Consider the following 23,956-nt stretch of genomic DNA (forward strand, 5'->3'; position numbering starts at 1 on the left):
GCTGATCGACACAGTTCGTTCGGATCGGGACCGGGGGACGGTCGGATACGCATGGTCAGGCAATTCCAACGCGGCCAGAAGGCCAGACTCAGTGACCTCACCCTGGGGACGGACCTCTACGTCGGCGTCCAGATCTCCGGTCCGGGGATGACCTTCGACATCAGCTGCTTCGGCCTCGACGCCGACGAACGCCTCAGTGACGACCGGTACTTCATCTTCTACAACCAGATCGCCTCGCCCGAGGAGTCCCTGCAACTGCTGGGCGCGCAGGCCGGGGACACCGAGTCCTTCCGGATCACCCTGGACCGGGTGCCTCCTGCCATCGACCGGCTCGCCTTCACCGCCACCATCGACGGCGACGGCACCATGGCGCAGGCGGCGCCCGGCTATCTGCGCATCGTGGCGGGTGGCGAGGAGGTGGTCCGGTACGCGTTCGAGGGCTCGGAGTTCACCACCGAGCGGGCCGTGATGCTGGGCGACTTCTACCGCAAGGACGGCTGGCGCTTCGCCGCGGTCGGCCAGGGCTTCGACGGTGGACTGGAGGCGCTGCTGCGGCACTTCGGCGGCGAGGTCGAGGAGGAGCCGGAGGCGGAGGCGGCGCCCGAGCCGCAGCAGCCCGCCGCCGTGCCCGGCTTCGCGCCACCACCCGGATCCGCGCCCGCACCCGCGCCGGCGCCCGTCACGTTCGCGGCCCCGGCCCCGGCCCCGGCCGCTCCGGTCGCGGCGCCCGCCCCGCCGCAGCCCGCACCCGCACCGCCCGCACCCGCACCGGCCGTCCCCCCGCCGGCCGCACCGGTCGGACCACCCGCGCCCGTACCGCCACCCGCCCCCGTCCCCACCGGGCCACCCCCGGCCGCGGCTCCGGCCGCCGGGTTCGGGCAGGCACCGCCGCAGCCGCAGGAACCGCTGCCCGCCCCACCCGCCGGCGGGATACGCACGGCCCTCGACGCCTACGGCGCGCTCGGCTCCGAGGCCGGCCGCTGGAGCCTCCAGAACCCCCAGCTCGTCCGCATCGACCTCGCCGCCGACGAGGGCCGCCCCATCATGGCCAGGCTCGGCTCCATGGTGCTCTACCAGGGCGACGTCGACTTCGCCTACAAGGGCGGTGGTATCAAGCGCCGCCTGGTCAGCGGCATGACCGGCGAGGGCTTCGGCTCCCTCATGCGGGTCAGCGGCACCGGCCAGGTCTACCTCGCCGAGGAAGCCACCCGCCTGCACCCCGTCGAGCTCCAGGGCGACGCCCTGTGCGTGGCCTCCCAGCACGTCCTCGCCTTCGACGAGACCCTCGACCACGAGGTACGCCGCATCGACGGCCACGGCATCCCGGGCGGCTCGCTCTACGCCCTCCAGTTCCACGGCCACGGCACCGTCGTCATCACCACGCGCGGCGAACCCCTCGTCCTGCCCGTCACCCCCATGACCTTCACCGACGCCAACGCCACCATCGCCTGGTCGGCGGCCGCCCAGGTGCTGGTGGCCCATCAGGTCCGCCTGCGCCGCCACGCCTACCCCGGCGACAGCGGGGAGACCACCCAGCTCCAGTTCCGCGGTGCCCCGGGGAACTTTGTGATCGTCCAGCCGTTCGAGATCTGACGGAGCGATGATGGATCAGCACATGGTGTCGGGCCACGCCCCGACCCCGCCGACCGCGCGGATGGAGAACCACGGCCCCACCATGGCCAAGATCGCCATGCGGACCGGCGCGGAACTCCTCGCCAGGACCGGCTCCATGGTCGCCTACGAGGGCTTCATCCAGTACGAGTCCAACCCGGCAGCGCTGCGCCGGGTCGCCTCGCAGTGGCTCAGCGGCGAGAGCGTCCCGCTGATGCGCTGCCACGGCGACGGCATCCTCTACCTGGCCGACTACGGCGCCAACGTGGTCTGCGTCCCCCTCAACGACGAGAACCTGTCCGTCAACGCCACGAACGTCCTCGCCTTCGACGCCCATCTCACCTGGGGCGTGCAGCGGGTCAAGGGCATGGCCAAGTTCGCCGGGCAGGGCCTGTTCAACTTCGGGATCTCCGGTACGGGGTGGGTCGCCGTCACCAGCCGCGGCGTCCCGGTGGTCATCGACTGCGCGCGGGACGGCGAGATCTTCGTGGACCCCGACGCGCTCGTCGCCTGGTCCACCGGCCTGGAGATGAAGGGCAGACGCAGCTTCAAGGCGTCCTCACTGATCGGCCGGGGCAGCGGCGAGGCGTACCAGCTGGGGTTCAGCGGCGAGGGCTTCGTCGTCGTCCAGCCCAGTGAGGACAGCACCGAGCGGCTCACCGAGCAGCAGCAGCCGTCCTAACGGGGAGAGCGGGACATGCAGAGCACGATCTTCAACCACACGGTGACGCAGTCCGCCGAGCGCTTCGCCTCGCAGAACGCCCGGATGCTGCGGGTGAACCTGAGCGAGGGCGAGGACCTGGTGGCCAGGGCCGGCTCCATGGTGGCCTTCGAGGGCATGGTCGAGTTCGACGGCGAATACCTGAGCCGCCACCAGCAGTACGCGCAGTGGGCCACCGGTGAGGTGCTGCCGCTCATGCGCTGCTTCGGGCAGGGCACCGTCTACCTCGCCAACCTCGCCCAGCACATCCACGTCCTGGACGTCGGCCACGACGGGCTCACCGTGGACAGCGCCTACGTGCTGGCCTTCGACTCCCATCTGCACTGGGAGATCATCTCGGTGGAGAGCCAGCACGGCATCGCCGGGGCCGGCGCGTACAACCTCGTCATCAGCGGGCAGGGCAAGGTCGCCATCACCACCTCGGACGCGCCGCTGGTGATGCCGGTGACCCCCGACCGCTACGTGAGCGCCGACGCGGACGCCGTGGTGGCCTGGAGCACCGGGCTGCGGGTGCAGATGCAGGCGCAGACCGCCTCCCGCTCCATCTGGCGGCGGCGCGGGGCGACCGGCGAGGGCTGGGAGCTGAGCTTCATGGGGGCGGGGTACGCGGTGGTGCAGCCCAGCGAACTGCTGCCGCCCCAGCACACCTCCTTCGGCCAGCGTCTCCCGACGGCCGGCCGCGTCGGGGCGGGCCCCGGCCTGCACCAGGGCGGCGCCTGGGGGCCGCGTTAGCGCCCCTCACGGCCGGCACTGCCACGACGGCCACGGCGCCGGGTGGGCCGGGGGCGTCGCGGCGGGGCCGGCCACGGTCTAGCGCAGGGCGGCGCGGGTGCGGTCCAGCAGGCGGACCACCGAGGCGTCCGCGATCTCCTGGACCTCTTCGTAGTCGAACCAGCGCAGCTCCAGTGATTCCTCACTGATGGACTCACGCGCGCCGGACGGGGCCAGAGCCGCGTACTGCACATCCAGATGGACGGCGCACGGCGTGCTGTGCCGGTCCAGACCGACCGGCTGGGGCAGCAGCCGCAGGCCCGGGACACCCGATTCCTCCGTCGCCTCGCGCAGCGCCGCGTCCGCCAGGGTCGGGTCGCCCGGCTCGCAGTGGCCGCCGGTCTGCAGCCACATCCGCAGCTTGCGGTGCAAGGTGAGCAGCACCTGCCGCCGTTCCGGGTCGATGATCAACGCGCTCGCGGTGAGATGACCGGCGGCGCACGCCTTCCACATGCCGTCCGGGTGCGCCGCGAGATGGGCGGCGTACTCGGCGCGCAGCTTGTCCTGTGCGCCGTCCGGCGCGGGCCACGCCTCAAGCACCCGCGCCGCGTCCTGGTGCAGGGAACTCACTTGGTGTCGTCCCCGCCCTTGTCCTTGTCGCCGTCCCCGTCGTCGCCGTCCTTCTCCAGACGCGGGCGGTCCTGCGACTCCTGGCCGTCCCGCGACTCCTGGCCGTCCTGCGAGGCCTCGCCCAGCATCCGGTCCAGCTCGGAGAAGTCCGGCTGCTCGTGGTGGACGAAACCGTCCGGGTCGTTCAGGTCCTCCGCCGTGGGCAGCAGGTCCGGGTGCGCCCACAGCGCCTCCCGCCCCGACACCCCGCGCGCGTCCGTGAGCGACGCCCACAGCCGGGCCGCGTCCCGCAGCCGGCGGGGCCGCAGCTCCAGACCGATCAGGGTGGCGAACGTCTGCTCCGCCGGGCCGCCGGTCGCCCGGCGCCGCCGCAGCGTCTCGCGCAGCGCGGAGGCGGCCGGCAGGTGCGGCTCGGCGGCGGCGTGCACCACCGCGTCCACCCAGCCCTCCACCAGCGCCAGCGCCGTCTCCAGCCGGGCCAGCGCCGCCTTCTGCTGCGGCGTGTCCTCCGGCTGGAAGAGACCCTGCTGGAGCTTCTCCTGCAATTCCTCGGGCCGGCTCGGGTCCAGCTGCCCGACCAGGCCCTCCAGCTTCTCCGTGTCGACCTGGATACCGCGCGCGTACCCGTCCACCGCGCCGAACAGGTGCGAGCGCAGCCACGGCACATGCGCGAACAGCCGCTGGTGTGCGGCCTCCCGCAGCGCCAGATACAGCCGTACCTCGTCCTGCGGGACCCCCAGGCCCGCACCGAACGCCGTCACATTGACCGGCAGCAGAGCCGCCTTGCCCGCCGGCGCCAGCGGCAGCCCGATGTCGGTGGAACCCACCACCTCACCGGCCAGCACCCCCACCGCCTGCCCGATCTGGGTGCCGAACATCGCCCCGCCCATCGAGCGCATCATGCCCAGCAGCGGGCCCGCCATGGCCCGCATCTCCTCGGGCAGGACATCGCTCATCGCCGCGCCCACGCGCTCCGCGACCGGGTCCACCAGCTCCTTCCACACCGGCAGGGTCGCCTCGACCCACTCGGCGCGGCTCCACGCCACCGCCGTGCCGGCCCCCGAGGGCAGCGCCGTGACCCCGTCCAGCCACAGGTCGGCCAGCCGCATGGCCTCCTCGACCTGCTCACGCTCGTGCCGGCCCACGCTGGTGTCCTTCGAACCGTCGGCCGCGCCCTGCGCGACCGTCTGGCGCGCCACGTTCTGGGCCAGCTCCCAGTTGACCGGGCCGCCCTCGTAGGACAGCAGCTGTCCCAGCTGCTGGAACGCGGCGCCCAGATCCTGCGGGCTCATCTGGCCGCCCGCGCCCAGCGACCCGAACATCGCCGACAGCGGATCGCCGCCCGGCAGCTCGCCGCCGCCCTGGCCGTCCTTCTTCTTGCCGGGGTCGTCGTCGGGGTCATCCGGGAGGCCGAATCCGAAGGGGAAGTTACTCACGGGAATCCTCGGCTCTGTGTCGTCGGACGGAACCAACGTGCCTGAATCGCTGGTCTCTGCCTCCAGCCTAGACACCTCTCAGGCAGGATGGGGCCTGCGCACGTCGTACTGAAACAACCGCTGGAGAAGTCCTGTGAGTTCCCCGGAGCCAACCGTTCGCGCAGCGCGAAACGGCCCCAAGGCGCCGCTGACCGTCGCGGTCACCGGCGCCGCAGGCGGGGTCGGGGCGCTGCTCACCGAGCGGCTGCTGGCCACGCCGGACGTCCACCGTGTGCTGGCGCTCGATGAGCGCCTCGGGGACGCCAAGGGCGCCGAATGGCACACCCTCGACGTCCGCGACCCGGCCATCGCCGAGCTGCTGCGCACCCGTGGCATCTCGCGCGAGTCCGCCGAGCACGAAAGCCCGGTGGACGTCGTGGTCCACCTCGCGCTCGACCTCGACCTGGAGTCGGACCCCGCGATCCGTACCGCGTACAACGTGCGCGGCACCCAGACCGTGCTCACCGCGGCCGCCGCGGCGGGGGTGCGGCGGGTGGTGCTGGTCACCTCCGCCATGGTCTACGGGGCGCTGCCGGACAACGATCTGCCGCTCGCCGAGGACGCCGAACTGCGGGCCACGGCCGAGGCCACCTGTGTCGGGGACTTCCTGGAGATCGAGGACCTGGCCCGCCGCGCGCCGCGTGCCCACCCCGGGCTCAACGTCACCGTGCTGCGTCCCGCCGTCCTGGTGGGCGGCATGGACACGGCCCTCACCCGGTACTTCGAGTCGCCCCGGCTGCTGGTGGTGGCCGGCTCCCGGCCGCGCTGGCAGTTCTGCCACGTGCAGGACCTGGTGGGCGCGCTGGAGTACGCGGCGCTGGAGCGGGTCGAGGGTGAGCTGGCGGTGGGCTGTGACGGCTGGCTGGAACAGGAGGAGGTCGAGGAGCTGTCCGGCATCCGCCGCATGGAGCTGCCCCCGGCCGTCGCCCTGGGCGCGGCGGGCCGGCTGCACCGGCTGGGCCTGACCCCGTCCCCGGCCGGGGACCTGGCGTACACCATGCATCCGTGGGTGGTCAGCGGCAGCAAGCTGCACGAGGCGGGCTGGCGGCCCGAATGGACCAACGAGGAGGTGCTGGCCGAACTGCTCACCGAGGTGGCGGGCCGGCACACGGTGGCCGGCCGGCGGCTGGGCCGCAAGGACGCGGCGACCACACTGGGCGCGGCCGGCGCCACCGTGGCGCTGGTCGGTACGGCCGCGCTGGTCCGCCGGGCCCGCAAGGCCCGCAGACGCTGACCGCCCGCGGCGGGCCGGGGTACGGCGGCCCGCCGCGCCCCGCCGCTCCGCCGTCCGCCGCCGCGTCGTCCGCCCCGGTACGAGTGGGGCGGTGGTGTGGCGCGGGAGCCTTGGTGTTGGGTGGGGGCCGGAAGCGCGTGCGCACGCGCGCGCGGATCCAGGAAGGCAGGCGAAGCCATCATGAGCCGGTCCGATCCGGTGCGGCTGCTCGCGGTACGCGAGGCGCCGCTGTCCGTCGACGAGGTGTTCGGGGCGGTGGGGGACGACGCCGCCGGCGGGACCGCGCTGTTCGTGGGGACGGTCCGCGACCACGACGGTCACCCGTCCGGCGCAGCCGTCACCGCTCTGGAGTACTCCGCCCACCCCGGTGCCGAGGCGGCCCTGCGCGCCGTCGCCGAGAAGGTGGTGGCCGACTTCCCGGTGCGGGCGCTGGCCGCCGTGCACCGCACCGGTGCGCTGGAGGTCGGTGACATCGCCGTGGTGGTGGCGGTCGCCTGTCCGCACCGGGCCGAGGCGTTCGCCGCCTGCCGCCGGCTGATCGACGATCTGAAGCGGGAGGTGCCGATCTGGAAGCGTCAGACGTTCGACGACGGCACCGACGACTGGGTGGGCGCGTGCGGATGATCACACGCCTGGGGGCGTGCGCTGCTCCAGTTGCGTAACCCCCGCGCTCCCCCGAGCGTTGTCTTGCCGAAGCATTCAGCGCTCGCCGAGGTGGGAGGTGGTCGGTCGTGGCCGTGCTGGTGTGGCTGCTGATCCCGGTCGCCGGTGGGCTGGTGGCCGGTGTGTGGGGCACCTGGGCCACCCGCCGCCAGACCGGCGTCGGGGGTATCGCGGACGCCGCCGGCGTCCGCCGCTATGACCGGTTCCGTTCCGCCATGGAGCGCTCCCCGATCCCGGTGTCCACGTTCCGCCCGGCCTCCGGGGAGCGGGCCCCGGCCGACGGCTGAGCGGTCCCTCACGTACTGTCAAGGCATGCCACGCCGCACCGCGACGCTGCTGACGTCCACTCTGCTGCTGATAGCTCTGCTGACCGCCGGAGTGCTGGCCAAGGTGCCCTACTCGGAGCTGTCTCCGGGGCCGACCGTCAACACGCTGGGCGACTACTCGGACGAGCCGGTGCTCAGCATCGACGGCCACGAGACGTACGAGGCCACCGGTCACCTCAACATGACCACCGTCCGGGTCACCGGGATCAACTACCGGATGAACCTGCTGGAGGCCATGGCCGGCTGGTTCGCCGACGACCGCGCCGTCGTCCCGCACCGCACCCTGTATCCGGACGATGTCAGCGCGGACGAGGTGGAGCAGGAGAACGCCGAGCAGTTCAGCCGCTCCCAGGAGAGCGCCAAGGTCGCCGCCCTCAACGAACTGGGTATCGACTTCACCACCCAGACCATCGTGGACTCGGTGGTCAAGGACAGCCCTTCCGAGGGCAAACTGCACGCGGGCGACGCGATCGTGGCCGTGGACGGTACGAAGATCAGCGACCCGGGGCAGGTCGCCGAGGAGGTCACCAAGCACACGGCGGGCGAGGACGTGGTGTTCACCATCGTTCCCGCGGACGAGGCGGAAGCCGCCCGCGACGCCGGGCGGGAGCTGCCCTCGCAGACGCGGGACGTCACCATCACCACCGGCGGGGCGCAGGACGACGGGCGCGCCATCGTCGGGATCGTGGCCGGGGTCGCGCACACCTTCCCCTTCACCATCGACATCGAGCTGGCCGATGTCGGCGGTCCGAGCGCCGGGCTGATGTTCAGCCTGGGCCTCATCGACAAGCTGTCCCCCGAGGACCTCACCGGCGGCGCGTTCGTGGCCGGCACCGGGACCATCGACGACGTGGGGACGGTCGGCCCGATCGGCGGCGTCACCATGAAGACCATCGCGGCCCGGGACGCGGGCGCGGAGTACTTCCTGACCCCGAAGGACAACTGCGCGGCGGCCGCCGCCGACACGCCGGGCGGGCTCACCCTCGTGGAGGTCGAGAACCTCCAGGGCGCGTTGGACGCCCTGGAGCTGATCAGGACGGGCGACACGGACGCGCTGCCGCGGTGCGCGAAGGGCTGACGCCCCCCTACGCCCCCGCGGGCCGTGCCACCCGCCCGGTGTTGTTACGGCTTTGTTATGACGCCGGGCGCCGGGCTCACTCCTCGAACGTCGCCGACAGCGCCTCCGCCAGGCCCGGTACGAGATCGGCGCCGGTCAGGACCTCGGTGTCGCTGTCCTTCTCCCGGAATCGCAGCGCCGATTCACGGCCGCCGTCGCGCAGCACCGCGACCGTCATCCGGACCTCCTTGCGCTCGGGGTGTTCGGCCACCCAGCGCGTCAGCTCTTCCCCGGACAGCTCCTCGGGCACCTTCGCCTCGGCCGAGGCCGGCAGCATGAGCCGCTCCAGCGTCAGTGCGCATCCGGCCACCGCCCCGGGCCAGGCGATGGTCGCCAAGAACTCGTCCAGCGGCACGCCGTCCGGAAGTTCTTCCTGCTCAATGGGGGTGAGTTCGGCGCCCTCCGCGAGTTCGAGGCGGTCGGCGAGGCCCGGTTCGCTGGCACGCAGCCGGGCGGTGTCGACGAGGGCGAAGAGCACCGCGGGCCGGTCCCACCCCAGTCCTGCGCTGTATTGATCGATCTCCAGTACGGCCCGCGTCAGGGGGTTCGCGGCCGCGGGCATGTGGGGCGTGTTGTCCATGGGCATATCGTGCCTTCCCGGGCCCCGGAAACGGGAACCGAGTAAAGCTTGAGTAAGTTAGTTCAGTGGGCAACCCCTGGGTTGCCCGGCTTCATCCACCCGCGAATCTTTGAGGTGCGCACCTTGGCTTTCCAGATGCCGGACCGGGGCTCGGGCCGCCCCAGCGGTCCGAACGGGCCCAGAGGCCCCCGAGGTCCGGGCGGACGGGGGTTCAATCGCCCCTCCAAGGGCGCCCGGAGCCTGCTGATCACCGCCGCCATCCTGGCCGGTCTGGCCATTCTCTTCGCGATGTTCGCGGGGTTCTGGACGGATTGGCTGTGGTATAGGTCCGTCGACTACACCAGCGTCTTCCGTACCCAGCTGGTCACCCGGGTCGTGATGTTCGCGGCCTTCGGGATCCTCATGGCGCTGGCGGTGGGGCTGAACATCTGGCTGGCCCACCGGCTGCGCCCGCCGCTGAGCGCGATGTCGATGGAGCAGCAGAACCTCGACCGCTACCGGATGAGTATCGCCCCCTACAAGAAGTGGGTGCTGCTCGGGGTCGCGATCCTGGTGGGTCTGATCGCGGGCGGTTCGGCATCCGGACAGTGGCGCACCTGGCTGCAGTTCGTCAACGGCACCTCCTTCGGGGTCACCGACCCGCAGTTCAACAAGGACGTGTCGTTCTTCGCGTTCGACCTGCCGTTCTACCGCTTCCTGATCGGCTTCGGCTTCGCCGTCGTCGTGGTGTCGCTGATCGCCGCCGCTCTCGTGCACTACCTGTACGGCGGGCTGCGGGTGACCACCCCGGGCAACCGGATCACCCCGGCGGCCACCGGGCACCTGTCCGTGCTGCTGGGCCTGTTCGTGTCGCTGAAGGCGGTCGCGTACTGGTTCGACCGCTACGGTCTGGCGCTCAAGGGCGGCGACTTCCGGGACAACGCCGGCTGGACGGGCCTGCGCTACGTCGACGCCAACGCGTACCTGCCGGCCAAGACCATCCTGACGATCATCGCCGCCATCTGCGCGGTGCTGTTCTTCGCCACCCTGTGGCGCCGGGTGTGGCAGCTGCCGGTGCTGGGCCTGGGTCTGCTGGTGCTGTGCGCCGTGCTGATCGGCGGCGTCTACCCGGCACTGGTGCAGCAGTTCCAGGTCAAGCCGAACGAGCAGGCCAAGGAGATGCCGTACATCCAGAAGCATCTGGATGCCACCAAGCAGTCCTACGACATCGACGACGCGCAGATGCAGGACTACACCGGCATCAGCGACGCCGAGCCGGAGACGCTGCGCGGCGCCGTGTCCGCCACGGCCAGCATCCGGCTGCTGGACCCGAGCGTCGTCTCGCCCGCGTTCCAGCAGATCCAGCAGGTCCGCGGGTACTACCAGTTCCCGGCGACCCTGGACGTGGACCGCTACCCGAACGCGGACGGCGGCGAGACGGACACCGTCATCGGTCTGCGTGAGATGAACGTCAACAACGTTCCGGAGCGGAACTGGATCAACGACCACTTCCGCTACACCCACGGCTTCGGCGTGGTGGCCGCCAGCGGCACCGACGTGCTCAGCAACGGTCAGCCGGACTTCATCGAGCAGGACCTGCCCCCGCAGGGTGACCTCGGTGAGTACGAGCCGCGCATCTACTACGGCGAGTACACCACCCAGTACTCGATCGTGGGCGGCCCGCAGCAGGAGATCGACTACGCCGGCGAGGACGGCGAGGTCGAGTACAGCTACAGCGGGGACTCCGGTGTGCCGCTGGACAACTACTTCAAGCGTGCCGCGTACGCGCTGACCATGAGCGAGCCGCAGATCCTGTACTCCGGGGCGATCGGCGACGGCTCGCGCATCCTGTACAACCGCACGCCCAAGGAGCGCGTCCAGGCGGTCGCGCCGTGGCTGACGATCGACGGCGACCCGTATCCCGCGGTCGTCGACGGCCGGGTCATGTGGATCGTGGACGCGTACACCACGACCAACGGCTACCCGTACGCCTCGCGCACCACCCTGGGTGAGGCCACGGAGACCTCGCTGACCGACGAGCGCGGTCAGGTCGTCGCCCAGGAGAACCGGGTCAACTACATCCGCAACTCGGTCAAGGCCACGGTCGACGCGTACAACGGTGAGGTCACCATGTACGAGTGGGACCAGGACGACCCGGTGCTCAAGACCTGGATGAAGTCCTTCCCGGGCACGGTGGAGCCGCGTTCGGAGATCAGTGACGACCTGATGGACCACCTGCGGTACCCGCAGGATCTGTTCAAGGTCCAGCGCGATCTGCTCCAGCGCTTCCACGTGGACACCGCCTCGCAGTTCTACAGCGGTTCCGAGCGCTGGCAGGTGCCGGACGACCCGACCCACCGCGGTCAGTCGGTGCCGCCGTACTACCTGAGCATGAAGATGCCGGACCAGGACGAGCAGACGTTCTCCCTGACCACCACCTTCACGCCGCTCGGCCGTGACACGCTCGCGGCGTACATGGCGGTGGACGCCGACACCAGGAGCGACGAGTACGGGACGATGAGAATCCTCACGCTGCCGTCGAACACGACGGTGTGGGGTCCGCAACAGGTGCAGAGCCGCTTCAACTCGGACCCGACCATCGCGCAGGAGATCAACCTGCTCCAGCGCGGTGACTCGGAGATCGAGTACGGCAACCTGCTGACCGTGCCGCTGGAAGGCGGGCTGCTGTACGCCGAGCCGGTGTACGTGCGCGGTGCCGGCACCAACTATCCGCTGCTGCGGAAGGTGCTGGTGACCTACGGCGAGCAGACCGCGTTCGAGGACACGCTGGACGAGGCGCTGGACGTGGTGTTCGGGGTCGCCGAGCCCACACCGCCGTCGGAGGAGCCGCCGCCGGAGGAGGGCGAGGAGACGCCTCCGCCGCCCAGTGGCGGGACCGCCGAGGAGCTGGTGCAGCAGGCTCAGGACGCCTATGAGGAGGGCCAGACGGCGCTCCAGAACGGCGACTGGGCGGCGTACGGCGAGGCGCAGGCGCGCCTGGAGGAGGCGCTGAACGAGCTGGAGCAGCTGCAGTCCGGCGACTCCGCGGCGCGGAACGAGGACGAGGAGCAGACCGACGGCTAGTCGGCGGTGAAGGAGCGTCTCCACCCCGTGGTAGTGTTCTACTTGTTCCCGCAAGGGGGCAAAGAAACACAAAACGGCGCGGGGTGGAGCAGCTCGGTAGCTCGCTGGGCTCATAACCCAGAGGTCGCAGGTTCAAATCCTGTCCCCGCTACTGCCTGAGGGCCCGGGAACCAGAAATGGTTCCCGGGCCCTCTTCGTTGTCGTGCGGCGGCACTTGGGGCGCGTGCGGGTGCGACCGGCGCGCGTCGTACGCCAGTTGTTCCTCCATGGCTGGTCAAGGCTGGTCAACTCGCTGTGTCGTTGCGGCCGTTCTGTCAGTGCTTGACGGCATACTGCGTGGCGACGGACCGATGCATCCGGATTCGCTCCCAACTCCACTCCTGCTGAGGCGTTTGGATGTATCCATATCGGGAAGTCGACAAAACGCTCAAGTGACTTCACTGGCTGCGGTATACCAGGTGTACGCAGGTTTCAGGTGGTGCGATTATGGACCTTATGGGGGACAAGGCAGGGTTCGAGAGCAGCCATGCGGCCGCGCTGGAGGGCGCGCGGCTGCTGCGCTTGGGCGAGCTGGAAACCGCCGAGCCGCGCCTGCGGGCCGCGGCGGCGGAGGGGGAGCGATCGGCCGCCAACAATCTCGGCGTGCTGCTCGCCCAGTCCGGGCGGGTGGACGAGGCCGCCGAGTGGTGGCGGATCGCGGCCGTCGCGGGTTCGGCACCGGCCGCGCACGCGCTGGGCCGGCACCACCGCGAGCGCGGCGACGAGACGGCGGCCGAGTTCTGGCTGCGGCAGGCGGCCGAGAGCGGCCACGCCTCGGGCGCGTTCGCGCTGGCCGCGCTGCTGGACCACCGGGGCGCCGCGGAGGCCGCGCGCTGGTTCCGGATGGCCGCCGAGCGCGGGCACCGGGAGGGCGCGTACCGCTACGCCACGCTGCTGGCGCGGGCCGAAGGCGGCCCGGCCGCCGAGCCGTGGTTCCGGCAGGCGGCGGCGCGCGGGCACCGGGGCGCGGCGCTGCGTCTGGGCGCGCTGCTGGAGGCGGACGGCGCGCTCGCCGAGGCGGGCCGCTGGTACCAGGAGGCGGCCGAGGCCGGCGAGGCGAAGGCGGCCAGTGCGCTGGGCTTCCTGCTGCGGGACGCCGACGAGGCGGACGGTGCCGAGCACTGGTGGCGGCGCGCGGCCCGCGACGGTGACGGCCCGGCGGCCAACGCGCTGGGCGCGCTGCACGCCGAGCGTGGCGAGCGCCAGGAGGCGCAGCGCTGGTACCGGGCGGCGGTCGAGGCCGGCGACATGAACGGCGCCTTCAACCTGGCGCTGCTGAGCGTCGAGGCCAACCGGATGGCGCAGGCCGAGCAGTGGTACCGGCGGGCCGCGTACGCGGGCCACCGGGAGGCGGCCAACGCGCTGGCCGTGCTGCTGCTGCAGCGCGGCGACGCGGCCGGCGCGGAGCCGTGGTTCTCCAAGGCGGCCGAGGCGGGCAGCGTCGACGCCGCGTTCAACCTGGGCATCCTGCACGCCGGGCGCGGCGAGACGGCCCTGGCGCGGCGCTGGTACGAGCAGGCGGCGGCGGCCGGGCACGCGGAGGCGGCGCTGCAGATCGCGGTCGGTCTGCTGCGTCCCGGCTCCTCGGAGGCCGACCTGCGGCGGGCCGAGGAGCAGCTGCGGGTGGCGGCGGACGGCGGGAGCGTGGAGGGCGCGTTCCGGCTGGCGGTGCTGCTGGAGCGGCGCGCGCTGCGCGCCGCCGGACCGGAGCAGGACGCGGAGCCGGGCCCTGCCGAGCCGGGTGCGCGGCCGGGCACCGAGCACGAGGAGTGGTACGAGCGGGCGGCCGAGCGCGGCCACCGGCGTGCGCAGGTGCGGCTGGGCATGTGCGCGGCGGGGCGGGGCGACGTGGTGACGGCGGCCCGCTGGTACCGGGCGGCGGCGGAGGCCGGCAGCCGCAACGGCGCGTTCAACCTGGGCCTGTTGCTGGCCAGGGAGGGCAGCGAGCCGGAGGCGGCGCTGTGGTGGACGCGGGCGGCGGAGGCCGGCCACGGCCGTGCCGCGCTGCGCCTGGCCCTGCTGGCGTCGCGCAGGGGCGACCTGGACGCGGGCGGCATCTGGTGCACCCGCGCGATGGAGCTGGGCCCGCCGGAGGTCGCGGAGCGCGCCGCCCGCCTGCGGGAGGCGCTGCGCCAGGAGCTGACGGCCTGACGCCCTGGGCCGGGCCCCGTACGGTGGTCCGGCGCAGGCCCGGCCGGCTGCGCGGCATCGGCCTCGCCGGTGATCGTCATACCGCTCATCCTCACCGGTGCGGGAGAATGGCGGAGTGGGTGAGTTCGCCGTTGCCGCAGACGAGGTCCGGATCGCGTATCAGGTGTCCGGCGCCGGGGAGCCGCTGGTACTGCTCGCCGGGCAGTCCAACAGCCACGGGTGGTGGGACCCGGTGCGCGCGGACTTCGCCGCCGCGCACCGTACCGTCACCCTCGACTGGCGCGGGACGGGTGACAGTGACAAGCCCGATGTGCCGTACAGCACCCGGGGGTTCGCCGGCGATGTGATCGCCGTGCTGGACGCACTCGGCATCGGACGGGCCCACGTCTACGGGACGTCCATGGGCGGCCGGGTGGCCCAGTGGGTGGCGGCGGCGTACCCGGACCGGGTGCGGTCGCTGGTGCTGGGCTGCACCTCGCCCGGCGGGCCGCACGCCGTGGAACGCGGCAACGACGTACGCCGCTCGCTGGCTCAGGGCACCCCCGCCGAGATCCGGCGCGCGCTCATCGACCTGATGTACACCCCCGGCTGGACGGCCGCCCACCCCGGTCCGTACGCGACGCTCGGCGACGGCGCCATGCCCGGGTACGCCAGGCGGCGCCATCTGCTGGCCAGCAACGGGCACGACGCCTGGGACGTGCTGCCCGCCATCGGCGCGCACACGCTCGTCCTGCACGGCACCGAGGACCGGTTCAACCCCGTGGCCAACGCCCCGTTGCTCGCCGGCCGGATCCCCGGGGCCCACCTGGAGCTGATCGAGGGGGCGCGGCATGCCTACTTCGAGGAGTTCTCGGCCATCTCCTCGCCCCTGGTGCTGGACTTCCTGCGCTCCGGGGACGACGCGGGCGCGTCGTAACCGCGCAGCGGCACCTGGCGGATGAACCAGGCGAGCACGAAGCCGGCCGCCGCGATCACCGCCGCCCACCAGAAGGTGGCGGTCACGCCGTCCGTCACCGCCCGCTGGAAGACCTCGCGGGACTGCTCCGGGAGGGACTTCAGCAGGTCGGGGGTCATCTGGGTGACGTCGGAGCCGAGTTCTCCGGCGTTGCCGGTGACGTGCGAGGTGTAGACGGCACCGAGCAGCGAGACACCGAGCGAACCGCCCATGTTGCGCAGGAAGGTCACCGCGCCGGTCGCCGCGCCGACGTCCTTCGCGGGGGCGCTGTTCTGGGCGATCAGCGTGGTGGTCTGCATCAGGCAGCCCATGCCCAGGCCCATCAGCACCATGTACAGGGCGACGGTGGTCTTGGAGGTGTCCGTGCCGATGGTGGTGAACAGCAGCAGGGCCACCGCCATCAGGGCGGTGCCCGCGATCGGCAGCGCGCGGTAGCGGCCGGTTCTGCTGATGAGCTGGCCGCCGGCCAGGGACATCACCATCGCGGCGATCATCATCGGCATGAGCAGCAGCCCGCTGTTGGTGGCGGAGGAGCCCTGGACGAACTGCTGGTACTGCGGCAGGAAGGTCACCCCGCCGAACATCACGAAGCCGACGACCAGGGCGAGTGTTCCGGCGAGGGAGAAGTTGCGGCTGGTGAACACCGACAGCGGCATCACCGGCTCGGCGGCCCGGCGTTCCACCGTGACGAAAGCGGCGAAGGCGAGCACGGTCAGCGCCGCGAGGCCGAGGATCTGCGGGGAGCCCCAGGCGTACTCGGTGCCGCCCCAGCTGGTGATGAGCACCAGGGCCGTGATCCAGGTGGTGAGCAGCGCCGCGCCGCTCCAGTCGATGCGGGGGCGGGCCGCGCCGGTGGCGGCGGCGCCGCGCGGCAGCCGGGCCAGGGTGAGCCAGCAGACCACGAGGGCGACGAGGCCCAGCGGGAGGTTCACGTAGAAGGCCCAGCGCCAGCTGAAGTTGTCGGTGATGAAGCCGCCGACCAGCGGGCCGCCGATCATGGCCACCGGCATGACGGCCATCATCATGCCCTGGTACTTGCCGCGTTCGCGCGGCGGCACGATCTCGGCGATGACGGCCAGGACGCCCACCATCAGGCCGCCGGCGCCCAGGCCCTGGAGGGCGCGGAAGGCGATCAGCTCGGCCATGTTCTGGGCGGCGCCGGCCAGTACGGAACCGATGAGGAAGATCACCACGGCGGTGACGAAGGTGATCCGGCGGCCGTAGAGGTCGCCGAGCTTGCCCCACAGGGGGGTGGCGGCGGTCGAGGCCAGCAGGTAGCCGGTGGTGACCCAGGCGAGGTGGTTGAGCCCGCCGAGGTCGCCGACGATGGTGGGCAGCGCCGGGGCGACGATCATGTTGTCGAGCATCGCCAGCGTCATGGCGATGATCAGACCACTCATCGTGAGCATGATCTCGCGGGGCGTGAAGGAGGGAGGCGCGGGGGTTTCCTGGGGCGTGGGTGAAGCCATGAGGGTGGTCCGTCCAGCTGACTCGCACTTACCGGTCGGTCAGTAAGTTAGCCGAGGCCGATAGGGTGTGCAACAGGCGTTCGGGCAAGGTGCCGGTAAAGAAGCGGCGAAGGGCGGTAGTCATGGCAGGCGCGGGGCGCCGGTCGGGGCAGGACACCAAGGCCAGGATCCAGGAGGTCGCCCTGGACCTCTTCACCGAGCGGGGCTACGAGGCCACCTCGATGCGGGAGATCGCCGAACGGCTCGGCATCACCAAGGCCGCCCTGTACTACCACTTCACGAACAAAGAGGACATCGTCGTCTCGCTCCTCAGCCGGCAGCTGGCCGCCGTCGACGAGCTCATCGACTGGGCGGGCAAGCAGCCGCGCGGCCCCGAGCTGCGCCGCGAGGTCATCGAGCGCTGGAGCGCGCTGACCGCCCGGCAGGGTGTGCGGATGTTCCGCTTCGCCATGGCCAACCAGCACACCCTGCGCGAGTTGAAGCCGGGCCGGGAGGGTATGTTCCAGCGCTTCCAGCTGCTGTTCGACGCGGTCACCGACCCGGACGCCCCGCTGGAGGAGAAGCTGCGCGCCCGGCTCGCGCTGCTGACCGTGCAGATGAGCATGATCGCGGGCCGGGACCTGGACGCGACGGACGAGGAGCTCGCGGAGGCGGCCCGCAAGCTTTCCCTGGAACTGTTGCGGCTCTGACGCGCCGCGGCTCACGCCGCCGCGATCAGCGCGAGGCGGCGGCCCCGCCCGCCGCCTCGAAGGCGCCCGACGCCAGCCGGTGCAGCAGGGCCGCTGTCGTCTCGCGGTCCGGAGCGGCACCCGGCCGCACCAGGCGCGGGGTGGAGTTCAGCAGGCCGAAGACCGCGTGGACGGCTGTCCGCGCCTCCGCCTCGGCCAGTCCGGGGTGCACCTCGCGCACGATCTCCACCCACAGTTCCACGTACTGCCGCTGAAGCTGCCGCACCTGCTTGCGGTCCGCCTCCGGCACCCGGTTCAGCTCCCGGTCGTGCAGGGTGATCAGCGCGCGGTCGTCCAGCGCGAAGTCGATGTGCCCGGCGATCAGCGCGTCCAGCGCCTCGCGCGGCGGCAGCCCGGCCGCTCTGGCCTCGGCCACCCGCTGCCGTCCGCCGTCCCGCAGCCGGCTGCTGATGCCCACCAGCAGCTCGGTGAGCATGGCCTCCTTGCCGGCGAAGTGCCGGTACAGGGCCGGTCCGCTGATGCCGACTGCCGCCCCTATCTGGTCGACCCCGATGCCGAGGAAGCCGTGCTCGGCGAAGAGCCGGGACGCCTCGCGCAGGATCTGTTCTCTGCGGGTTCCGGCGGGTCCGGCGTGCGTGTTCATGGGTCCGATTGTAGACAGTCCGGTTAGCGAGCGTTAACCTGACGCTCGGCACACCGCTCCGCACAGCTGGTAAGGGAGGCCGAGCGATCATGCGGCAGGCACAGACTCCGCAGGCACCGGTGCTCACCAGCGCCGCAGACCCCGCCTCGGCGGCGTACGGCGCCAACGAGGCCGCCCACCGGGAACTGGCCGCCCGGCTCCGCGAGAAACTGGCCACCGCCCGGCTCGGCGGCGGCGAACGCGCCCGCGCCCGGCACACCGCCCGCGGCAAGCTGCTGCCCCGCGACCGGGTGGACGCCCTCCTGGACCCCGGCTCGCCCTTCCTGGAACTGGCCCCGCTCGCCGCCGACGGCATGTACGACGGCCAGGCCCCCGCCGCCGGGGTGATCGCCGGCATCGGCCGGGTCTCGGGACGGCTGGCCGTCATCGTTGCCAACGACGCGACCGTCAAGGGCGGCGCGTACTTCCCGATGACGGTCAAGAAGCATCTGCGCGCCCAGGAGATCGCCCTGGAGAACCGGCTCCCGTGCCTGTACCTCGTCGACTCCGGCGGCGCGTTCCTGCCGATGCAGGACGAGGTCTTCCCCGACCGCGACCACTTCGGCCGGATCTTCTACCACCAGGCCAGGCTGTCGGGCGCGGGCATCCCGCAGATCGCCGCCGTGCTCGGCTCCTGCACGGCCGGCGGCGCCTACGTCCCCGCCATGAGCGACGAGGCCGTCATCGTCCGCGACCAGGGCACCATCTTCCTGGGCGGCCCGCCCCTGGTGAAGGCCGCCACCGGCGAGGTCGTCACCGCCGAGGAACTGGGCGGCGGCGACGTCCACACCAAGACCTCCGGCGTCACCGACCACCTCGCCGAGAACGACGCCCACGCGCTGCGCATCGTCCGCAGCATCGTCTCCACCCTCCCCGCCGCGCCCGCGCCGCCCTGGGAGGTCACCGCGCCCGAGCCGCCGGCCGCCGACGAGGAGGGCCTGTACGGGGTGGTCCCCGCCGACCCGCGCACCCCCTACGACGTGCGCGAGGTCATCGCCCGGCTGGTGGACGGCTCCCGCTTCCACGAGTTCAAGGAACGCTACGGCCCCACCCTGGTCACCGGATTCGCCCGCATCCACGGCCACCCGGTCGGCGTCATCGCCAACAACGGCATCCTGTTCTCCGAATCCGCCCAGAAGGGCGCCCACTTCATCGAGCTGTGCGACCAGCGCGGCATCCCGCTGCTGTTCCTGCAGAACATCTCCGGCTTCATGGTGGGGCGGGCGTACGAGGCCGGCGGCATCGCCAAGCACGGCGCCAAGATGGTCACCGCCGTCTCCTGCGCCCGCGTCCCCAAGCTCACCGTCGTCATCGGCGGCAGCTACGGGGCCGGCAACTACTCGATGTGCGGCCGGGCGTACAGCCCGCGCTTCCTGTGGATGTGGCCCGGCGCCAAGATCTCCGTGATGGGCGGCGAACAGGCCGCCTCCGTCCTGGCCACCGTCAAGCGCGACCAGCTGGCCGCGCGCGGCGAGGAATGGCCGGACGCCGAGGAGGAGGCGTTCAAGGAGCCCATCCGGGCCGGCTACGAGGCCCAGGGCAACGCCTACTACGCCACCGCCCGGCTGTGGGACGACGGCGTCATCGACCCGCTGCAGACCCGTACGGTCCTCGGCCTGGCGCTCACCGTGTGCGCGGGTGCCCCGCTGGGCGAGCCCGGCTACGGCGTCTTCCGGATGTGAGTGAGGGAGCAGCAGTGGCAGCGAACGTGATGATGGAGAGCGTGCTGGTCGCCAACCGGGGCGAGATCGCGGTGCGGATCATCCGCACCCTGCGCCGGCTGGGCATCCGCGCCATCGCCGTGTACAGCGACGCGGACGCCGGCGCCCGGCACGTGCGGGAGGCGGACACGGCCGTCCGCATCGGCCCGGCCCCGGCCGCGGACAGCTATCTGTCGATCGAGGCGCTGCTGGCGGCGGCGCGCCGCACCGGGGCCGCGGCTGTCCACCCCGGCTACGGCTTCCTGGCCGAGAACGCCGCCTTCGCGCGGGCCGTGACCGCCGCCGGGCTCACCTTCGTGGGCCCGCCGGCCGAGGCGATCGCGCTGATGGGCGACAAGATCCGCGCCAAGGAGACGGTCGCGGCGGCCGGGGTCCCGGTGGTACCCGGTGCCTCGGGAGCCGAACTGGCCGCCGCCGCCCGCAAGCTGGGCATGCCGGTGCTGCTGAAACCGTCGGCGGGCGGCGGCGGCAAAGGCATGCGGCTGGTGCGCGACGAGGCCCGCCTGGAGGAGGAGATCGGCGCCGCCCGGCGGCAGGCGCTGGCCGCCTTCGGCGACGACACCCTGCTGGTGGAACGCTGGATCGACCGGCCCCGCCACATCGAGATCCAGGTGTTCGCGGACGACCACGGCAACGTCGTCCACCTCGGCGAACGCGAGTGCTCCCTCCAGCGCCGCCACCAGAAGATCATCGAGGAGGCGCCCAGCCCGCTGCTGGACGAAGCCACCCGCGCCGCCATGGGCGAGGCCGCCGTCGCCGCCGCCCGCTCCTGCGGCTACCGGGGCGCGGGCACGGTGGAGTTCATCGTCCCCGGCGCCGACCCCGGCGCGTACTGCTTCATGGAGATGAACACCCGCCTGCAGGTCGAGCACCCCGTCACCGAACTCGTCACCGGGATCGACCTGGTGGAGTGGCAGCTGCGGGTCGCCGCCGGGCAGCCGCTGCCGCTGGGCCAGGACCGGATCACGCTCACCGGGCACGCGGTGGAGGCGCGGCTGTGCGCGGAGACGCCGCGCGTCGCGCAGGACGCGGACGGGCGGCGGCACGTGGACTTCCTGCCCTCGGCCGGGCGGGTGCTGCTGCTGCGCGAGCCGGCGGGGGAGGGGGTACGGGTGGACTCCGGGCTGCGCGCGGGCGCCGGCGGCGAGGTCGGCACGGCGTACGACCCGCTGCTCGCCAAGATCATCGCGTACGCTCCCGACCGGGCCACCGCGCTGGGCCGGCTGCGGGCCGCCCTGGGCGCCACGGTGGTGCTGGGCGTGGACACCAACGCGGGCTTCCTGCGCCGGCTGCTGGCCGACGAGCGGGTGGTGGCGGGCGCCCTGGACACCGGGCTGGTGGACGCGGACGCTGCGGCGCTCGTACCGCAGGAGGTGCCGCGGGAGGTGTACGCGGCGGCGGCGCTGCTGGCGCACGCCGCGCTGGAGCCGGCCCCGGATCCCGACACCGGCTGGAGCGACCCGTTCGCCGCGCCGTCCGGGTGGCGGCTGGGCGCCGAACCCGCCTGGACACCGCATCCGCTGCGGGTGCCGGGGCGGGAGCCCGTCACGGTGTGCGTGCGCCCCGGGGAGGTACGGATCGGGGACGCCGACCCCGTACCCGCCCGGCTGCTGTCGGCGCCCGGCGAGCCGGACGTCCACCTCGAATATGAGGGGTACACGTATCACTTCGCGCACGCCGACGGATGGCTCGGCCGGGACGGGGACAGCTGGCAGCCGCGCCCCTACGACGCGCTGGCCGCCGCGGCGCGCGGCGGCACCGAGGCCGGCGCCGACGCCCTCACCGCGCCGATGCCCGGCACCGTCACCGTCGTCAAGGCGGCGGCCGGCGACCAGGTGAGCGCCGGGCAGACCCTGCTGGTCGTCGAGGCCATGAAGATGGAACACCTCATCACCGCCCCGCACGCCGGCACCGTCACCGCCCTCGACGTCACCGCCGGCAGCACCGTCGCCATGGACCAGGTGCTGGCCGTCGTCGCCGCCCACCAGGACGAGGAGGCCCCGTGACCGGCGAACTCCCCATGCGCGTCCCCGACGCGGGTCTGCCCGCCCGGGTCCGCATCCACGAGGTGGGCCCCCGGGACGGCCTGCAGAACGAGAAGACGATCGTCCCCGTCGCCGTCAAGGCCGAGTTCATCCACCGGCTGGCCGACGCCGGGCTCACCACCGTCGAGGCCACCAGCTTCGTCCACCCCGCCTGGGTCCCTCAGCTCGCGGACGCGGCGGAGCTGATGCCACTGCTGGAGGACCTCGGCGACCGCGCCGTCCGGCTGCCCGTACTGGTCCCCAACGAACGCGGCCTGGACCGCGCACTGTCGCTCGGAGTCCGCGAGATCGCGGTGTTCGCCAGCGCCACCGAGTCCTTCGCCCAGGCCAACCTCAACCGCACGGTGGACGAGACCCTCACCATGTTCGAGCCGGTGGTGAGCCGCGCGCTGCGCGCCGAGGTCCCGGTGCGCGGCTACCTCTCCATGTGCTTCGGCGACCCCTGGGAGGGGCCGGTACCGGCCGCGCAGGTGGTGCGCGTGGTGCTGCGCCTGCTCGACCTGGGGTGCGAGGAGATCAGTCTCGGGGACACCATCGGGGTCGCCACCCCGGGGCAGGTCACCGCGCTGCTCGGCGCGCTGGGGGAGGCCGGGGTGCCGCCCGGCCGGCTCGCCGTCCACTTCCACGACACCTACGGCCAGGCCCTGTCGAACACCCTCACCGCCCTGCGGCACGGCGTCACCACCGTCGACGCCTCCGCGGGCGGTCTCGGCGGCTGCCCGTTCGCCAAGAGCGCCACGGGCAACCTCGCCACCGAGGACCTGCTGTGGATGCTCCAGGGCCTGGGCATCGACACCGGCGTCGACCTGCGGCGACTCGTCGCCACCAGCGACTGGCTGGCCTCACACCTCGGCCGGCCCAGCCCTTCGCGCACCGTACGCGCGCTCTCCCACAAGGAGTCCTGACCCATGGCACTGGACCACCGCCTGACCCCGGAGCACGAAGAACTGCGCCGCACCGTGGAGGCGTTCGCCCACGACGTGGTGGCCCCGAGGATCGGGGAGTTCTACGAACGCCACGCCTTCCCGTACGAGATCGTCCGCGAGATGGCCGCCATGGGGCTGTTCGGGCTGCCGTTCCCCGAGGAGTACGGCGGCATGGGCGGCGATTACCTGGCGCTGTGCCTGGCCCTGGAGGAGCTGGCGCGGGTGGACTCCTCGGTGGCCATCACCCTGGAGGCGGGGGTCTCGCTGGGGGCCATGCCGATTTACCGCTACGGCACCGCCGACCAGAAGGAACGCTGGCTGCCGAAGCTGTGCTCGGGCGAGATGCTGGGCGCCTTCGGGCTGACCGAGCCCGGCGTCGGCTCCGACGCTGGGGGCACCCGTACCACTGCGGTGCGGGACGGGGACATGTGGGTGATCAACGGAACCAAGAGCTTCATCACCAACTCCGGGACCGACATCACCGGGCTCGTCACGGTCACCGCCGTCACCGGCCGCAAGCCGGACGGCTCCCCGCTGATCTCCACCATCATCGTGCCCTCCGGCACCCCCGGCTTCACGGTGGCCCCCGCCTACTCCAAGGTCGGCTGGAACGCCTCCGACACCCGGGAGCTGTCCTTCTCCGACGTCCGGGTGCCGGTGGAGAACCTGCTGGGGGAGGAGGGCCGCGGGTACGCCCAGTTCCTGCGGATCCTGGACGAGGGCCGGATCGCCATCTCGGCGCTGGGCACCGGGCTCGCGCAGGGCTGCGTGGACGAGTCGGTGCGGTACGCGGGGGAGCGGGAGGCGTTCGGCCGCCCGATCGGCGCCAACCAGGCCATCCAGTTCAAGCTGGCCGACATGGAGATGCGGGCGCACACGGCGCGGCTGGCCTGGCGGGACGCGGCGGCCCGGCTGATGGCGGGCGAGCCGTTCAAGAAGGAGGCGGCGATGGCCAAGCTGCACTCCTCGGACGTGGCCGTGGTCAACGCCAGGGAGGCCACCCAGATCCACGGCGGCTACGGCTTCATGAACGAGTACCCGGTCGCCAGGATGTGGCGCGACGCGAAGATCCTGGAGATCGGGGAGGGCACGAGCGAGGTCCAGCGCATGCTGATCGCCCGGGAACTCGGGCTTGTCTGACCCTTCGC

At 72.4% G+C, this 23,956-nt stretch carries 20 protein-coding genes and 1 tRNA gene; 16 read left to right on the plus strand and 5 right to left on the minus strand.

Annotated elements, in window-relative coordinates; all coding sequences use genetic code 11:
- Window positions 1-51: 51 nt before the first annotated feature.
- From SXIM_RS18715 to SXIM_RS18725, 3 genes are read left to right on the plus strand one after another with little or no spacing between them, the layout of a single operon-like run.
- Window positions 52-1,593 (plus strand): TerD family protein, encoded by a 1,542-nt coding sequence (locus SXIM_RS18715; RefSeq protein ID WP_030737235.1) that lies wholly within the window; start codon window positions 52-54, stop codon window positions 1,591-1,593.
- A 10-nt stretch (window positions 1,594-1,603) separates the two neighbouring features.
- Complete coding sequence (locus tag SXIM_RS18720; protein ID WP_030737232.1) at window positions 1,604-2,293, plus strand: AIM24 family protein; 690 nt, start codon at window positions 1,604-1,606, stop codon at window positions 2,291-2,293.
- Between the two features lie 15 nt (window positions 2,294-2,308).
- Complete coding sequence (locus tag SXIM_RS18725; RefSeq protein WP_046724722.1) at window positions 2,309-3,064, plus strand: AIM24 family protein; 756 nt, start codon at window positions 2,309-2,311, stop codon at window positions 3,062-3,064.
- Between the two features lie 78 nt (window positions 3,065-3,142).
- Here SXIM_RS18725 and SXIM_RS18730 read toward each other — a convergent pair whose 3' ends face one another.
- Entirely contained in the window at window positions 3,143-3,673 is a 531-nt protein-coding gene (locus tag SXIM_RS18730; protein WP_030737227.1) for an NUDIX hydrolase, read from the minus strand.
- On the minus strand, window positions 3,670-5,109 hold the full coding sequence (locus SXIM_RS18735) for a zinc-dependent metalloprotease (protein WP_030737224.1): 1,440 nt from the start codon (window positions 5,107-5,109) through the stop codon (window positions 3,670-3,672). The genes SXIM_RS18730 and SXIM_RS18735 overlap by 4 nt, the downstream gene beginning before the upstream one ends.
- A gap of 133 nt (window positions 5,110-5,242) precedes the next feature.
- On the opposite strand from SXIM_RS18735, the gene SXIM_RS18740 reads away from it, so the two are divergent.
- The 4 genes from SXIM_RS18740 to SXIM_RS18755 all read left to right on the plus strand — a co-directional run bounded on the left by SXIM_RS18740 (window position 5,243) and on the right by SXIM_RS18755 (window position 8,449).
- A complete protein-coding gene (locus SXIM_RS18740) occupies window positions 5,243-6,382 on the plus strand; it encodes an SDR family oxidoreductase (protein ID WP_030737221.1) in 1,140 nt (379 codons plus the stop codon).
- A gap of 180 nt (window positions 6,383-6,562) precedes the next feature.
- Window positions 6,563-7,006 carry a molybdenum cofactor biosynthesis protein MoaE gene (locus SXIM_RS18745; RefSeq protein WP_030737217.1) on the plus strand — a complete coding sequence of 148 codons (444 nt, stop codon included), beginning with the start codon at window positions 6,563-6,565 and terminating at the stop codon, window positions 7,004-7,006.
- A gap of 107 nt (window positions 7,007-7,113) precedes the next feature.
- Window positions 7,114-7,332 (plus strand): hypothetical protein, encoded by a 219-nt coding sequence (locus SXIM_RS18750; RefSeq protein WP_030737215.1) that lies wholly within the window; start codon window positions 7,114-7,116, stop codon window positions 7,330-7,332.
- Between the two features lie 25 nt (window positions 7,333-7,357).
- Window positions 7,358-8,449, plus strand: coding sequence for a YlbL family protein (locus SXIM_RS18755; protein WP_046724723.1), 1,092 nt, complete (start codon window positions 7,358-7,360; stop codon window positions 8,447-8,449).
- 76 nt (window positions 8,450-8,525) lie between these two features.
- Here SXIM_RS18755 and SXIM_RS18760 read toward each other — a convergent pair whose 3' ends face one another.
- On the minus strand, window positions 8,526-9,068 hold the full coding sequence (locus SXIM_RS18760) for a PPA1309 family protein (protein WP_046725768.1): 543 nt from the start codon (window positions 9,066-9,068) through the stop codon (window positions 8,526-8,528).
- Between the two features lie 114 nt (window positions 9,069-9,182).
- Here SXIM_RS18760 and SXIM_RS18765 point away from each other — a divergent pair, with 114 nt between their 5' ends.
- From SXIM_RS18765 to SXIM_RS18780, 4 genes are all read left to right on the plus strand, one after another.
- Window positions 9,183-12,131, plus strand: coding sequence for a UPF0182 family membrane protein (locus SXIM_RS18765; RefSeq protein ID WP_246156901.1), 2,949 nt, complete (start codon window positions 9,183-9,185; stop codon window positions 12,129-12,131).
- Between the two features lie 77 nt (window positions 12,132-12,208).
- A tRNA-Met gene (locus tag SXIM_RS18770) sits at window positions 12,209-12,282 on the plus strand.
- Between the two features lie 344 nt (window positions 12,283-12,626).
- On the plus strand, window positions 12,627-14,321 hold the full coding sequence (locus SXIM_RS18775) for a tetratricopeptide repeat protein (RefSeq protein ID WP_053116249.1): 1,695 nt from the start codon (window positions 12,627-12,629) through the stop codon (window positions 14,319-14,321).
- A gap of 115 nt (window positions 14,322-14,436) precedes the next feature.
- A complete protein-coding gene (locus SXIM_RS18780) occupies window positions 14,437-15,237 on the plus strand; it encodes an alpha/beta fold hydrolase (RefSeq protein ID WP_046724725.1) in 801 nt (266 codons plus the stop codon).
- On the opposite strand, the gene SXIM_RS18785 is transcribed toward SXIM_RS18780, so the two are convergent.
- Entirely contained in the window at window positions 15,156-16,676 is a 1,521-nt protein-coding gene (locus SXIM_RS18785; protein WP_078847104.1) for an MDR family MFS transporter, read from the minus strand. The genes SXIM_RS18780 and SXIM_RS18785 overlap by 82 nt on opposite strands.
- Before the next feature lie 191 nt (window positions 16,677-16,867).
- Here SXIM_RS18785 and SXIM_RS18790 point away from each other — a divergent pair, with 191 nt between their 5' ends.
- Window positions 16,868-17,434 carry a TetR/AcrR family transcriptional regulator gene (locus SXIM_RS18790; protein ID WP_046724726.1) on the plus strand — a complete coding sequence of 189 codons (567 nt, stop codon included), beginning with the start codon at window positions 16,868-16,870 and terminating at the stop codon, window positions 17,432-17,434.
- Between the two features lie 25 nt (window positions 17,435-17,459).
- On the opposite strand, the gene SXIM_RS18795 is transcribed toward SXIM_RS18790, so the two are convergent.
- A complete protein-coding gene (locus SXIM_RS18795; protein ID WP_046724727.1) occupies window positions 17,460-18,077 on the minus strand; it encodes an SACE_7040 family transcriptional regulator in 618 nt (205 codons plus the stop codon).
- Window positions 18,078-18,166: 89 nt separating this feature from the next.
- Between SXIM_RS18795 and SXIM_RS18800 the strand changes: the two genes are divergently transcribed.
- The 4 genes from SXIM_RS18800 to SXIM_RS18815 are packed head-to-tail and all read left to right on the plus strand — an operon-like array spanning window position 18,167 to window position 23,948.
- Window positions 18,167-19,798: a carboxyl transferase domain-containing protein gene (locus tag SXIM_RS18800; protein WP_046724728.1), complete on the plus strand. Its 1,632-nt coding sequence runs from the start codon at window positions 18,167-18,169 to the stop codon at window positions 19,796-19,798.
- A 29-nt stretch (window positions 19,799-19,827) separates the two neighbouring features.
- The gene (locus SXIM_RS18805) at window positions 19,828-21,843 is read left to right on the plus strand and encodes an acetyl/propionyl/methylcrotonyl-CoA carboxylase subunit alpha (protein WP_046724729.1); all 2,016 of its coding nucleotides are present in this window, start codon (window positions 19,828-19,830) and stop codon (window positions 21,841-21,843) included.
- 14 nt (window positions 21,844-21,857) lie between these two features.
- On the plus strand, window positions 21,858-22,787 hold the full coding sequence (locus SXIM_RS18810; protein WP_046725771.1) for a hydroxymethylglutaryl-CoA lyase: 930 nt from the start codon (window positions 21,858-21,860) through the stop codon (window positions 22,785-22,787).
- 3 nt (window positions 22,788-22,790) lie between these two features.
- A complete protein-coding gene (locus SXIM_RS18815; protein WP_030737181.1) occupies window positions 22,791-23,948 on the plus strand; it encodes an acyl-CoA dehydrogenase family protein in 1,158 nt (385 codons plus the stop codon).
- The last annotated feature ends 8 nt before the right edge of the window (window positions 23,949-23,956 follow it).

This window comes from Streptomyces xiamenensis (assembly GCF_000993785.3).
In the GTDB taxonomy this organism is placed as follows: domain Bacteria; phylum Actinomycetota; class Actinomycetes; order Streptomycetales; family Streptomycetaceae; genus Streptomyces; species Streptomyces xiamenensis.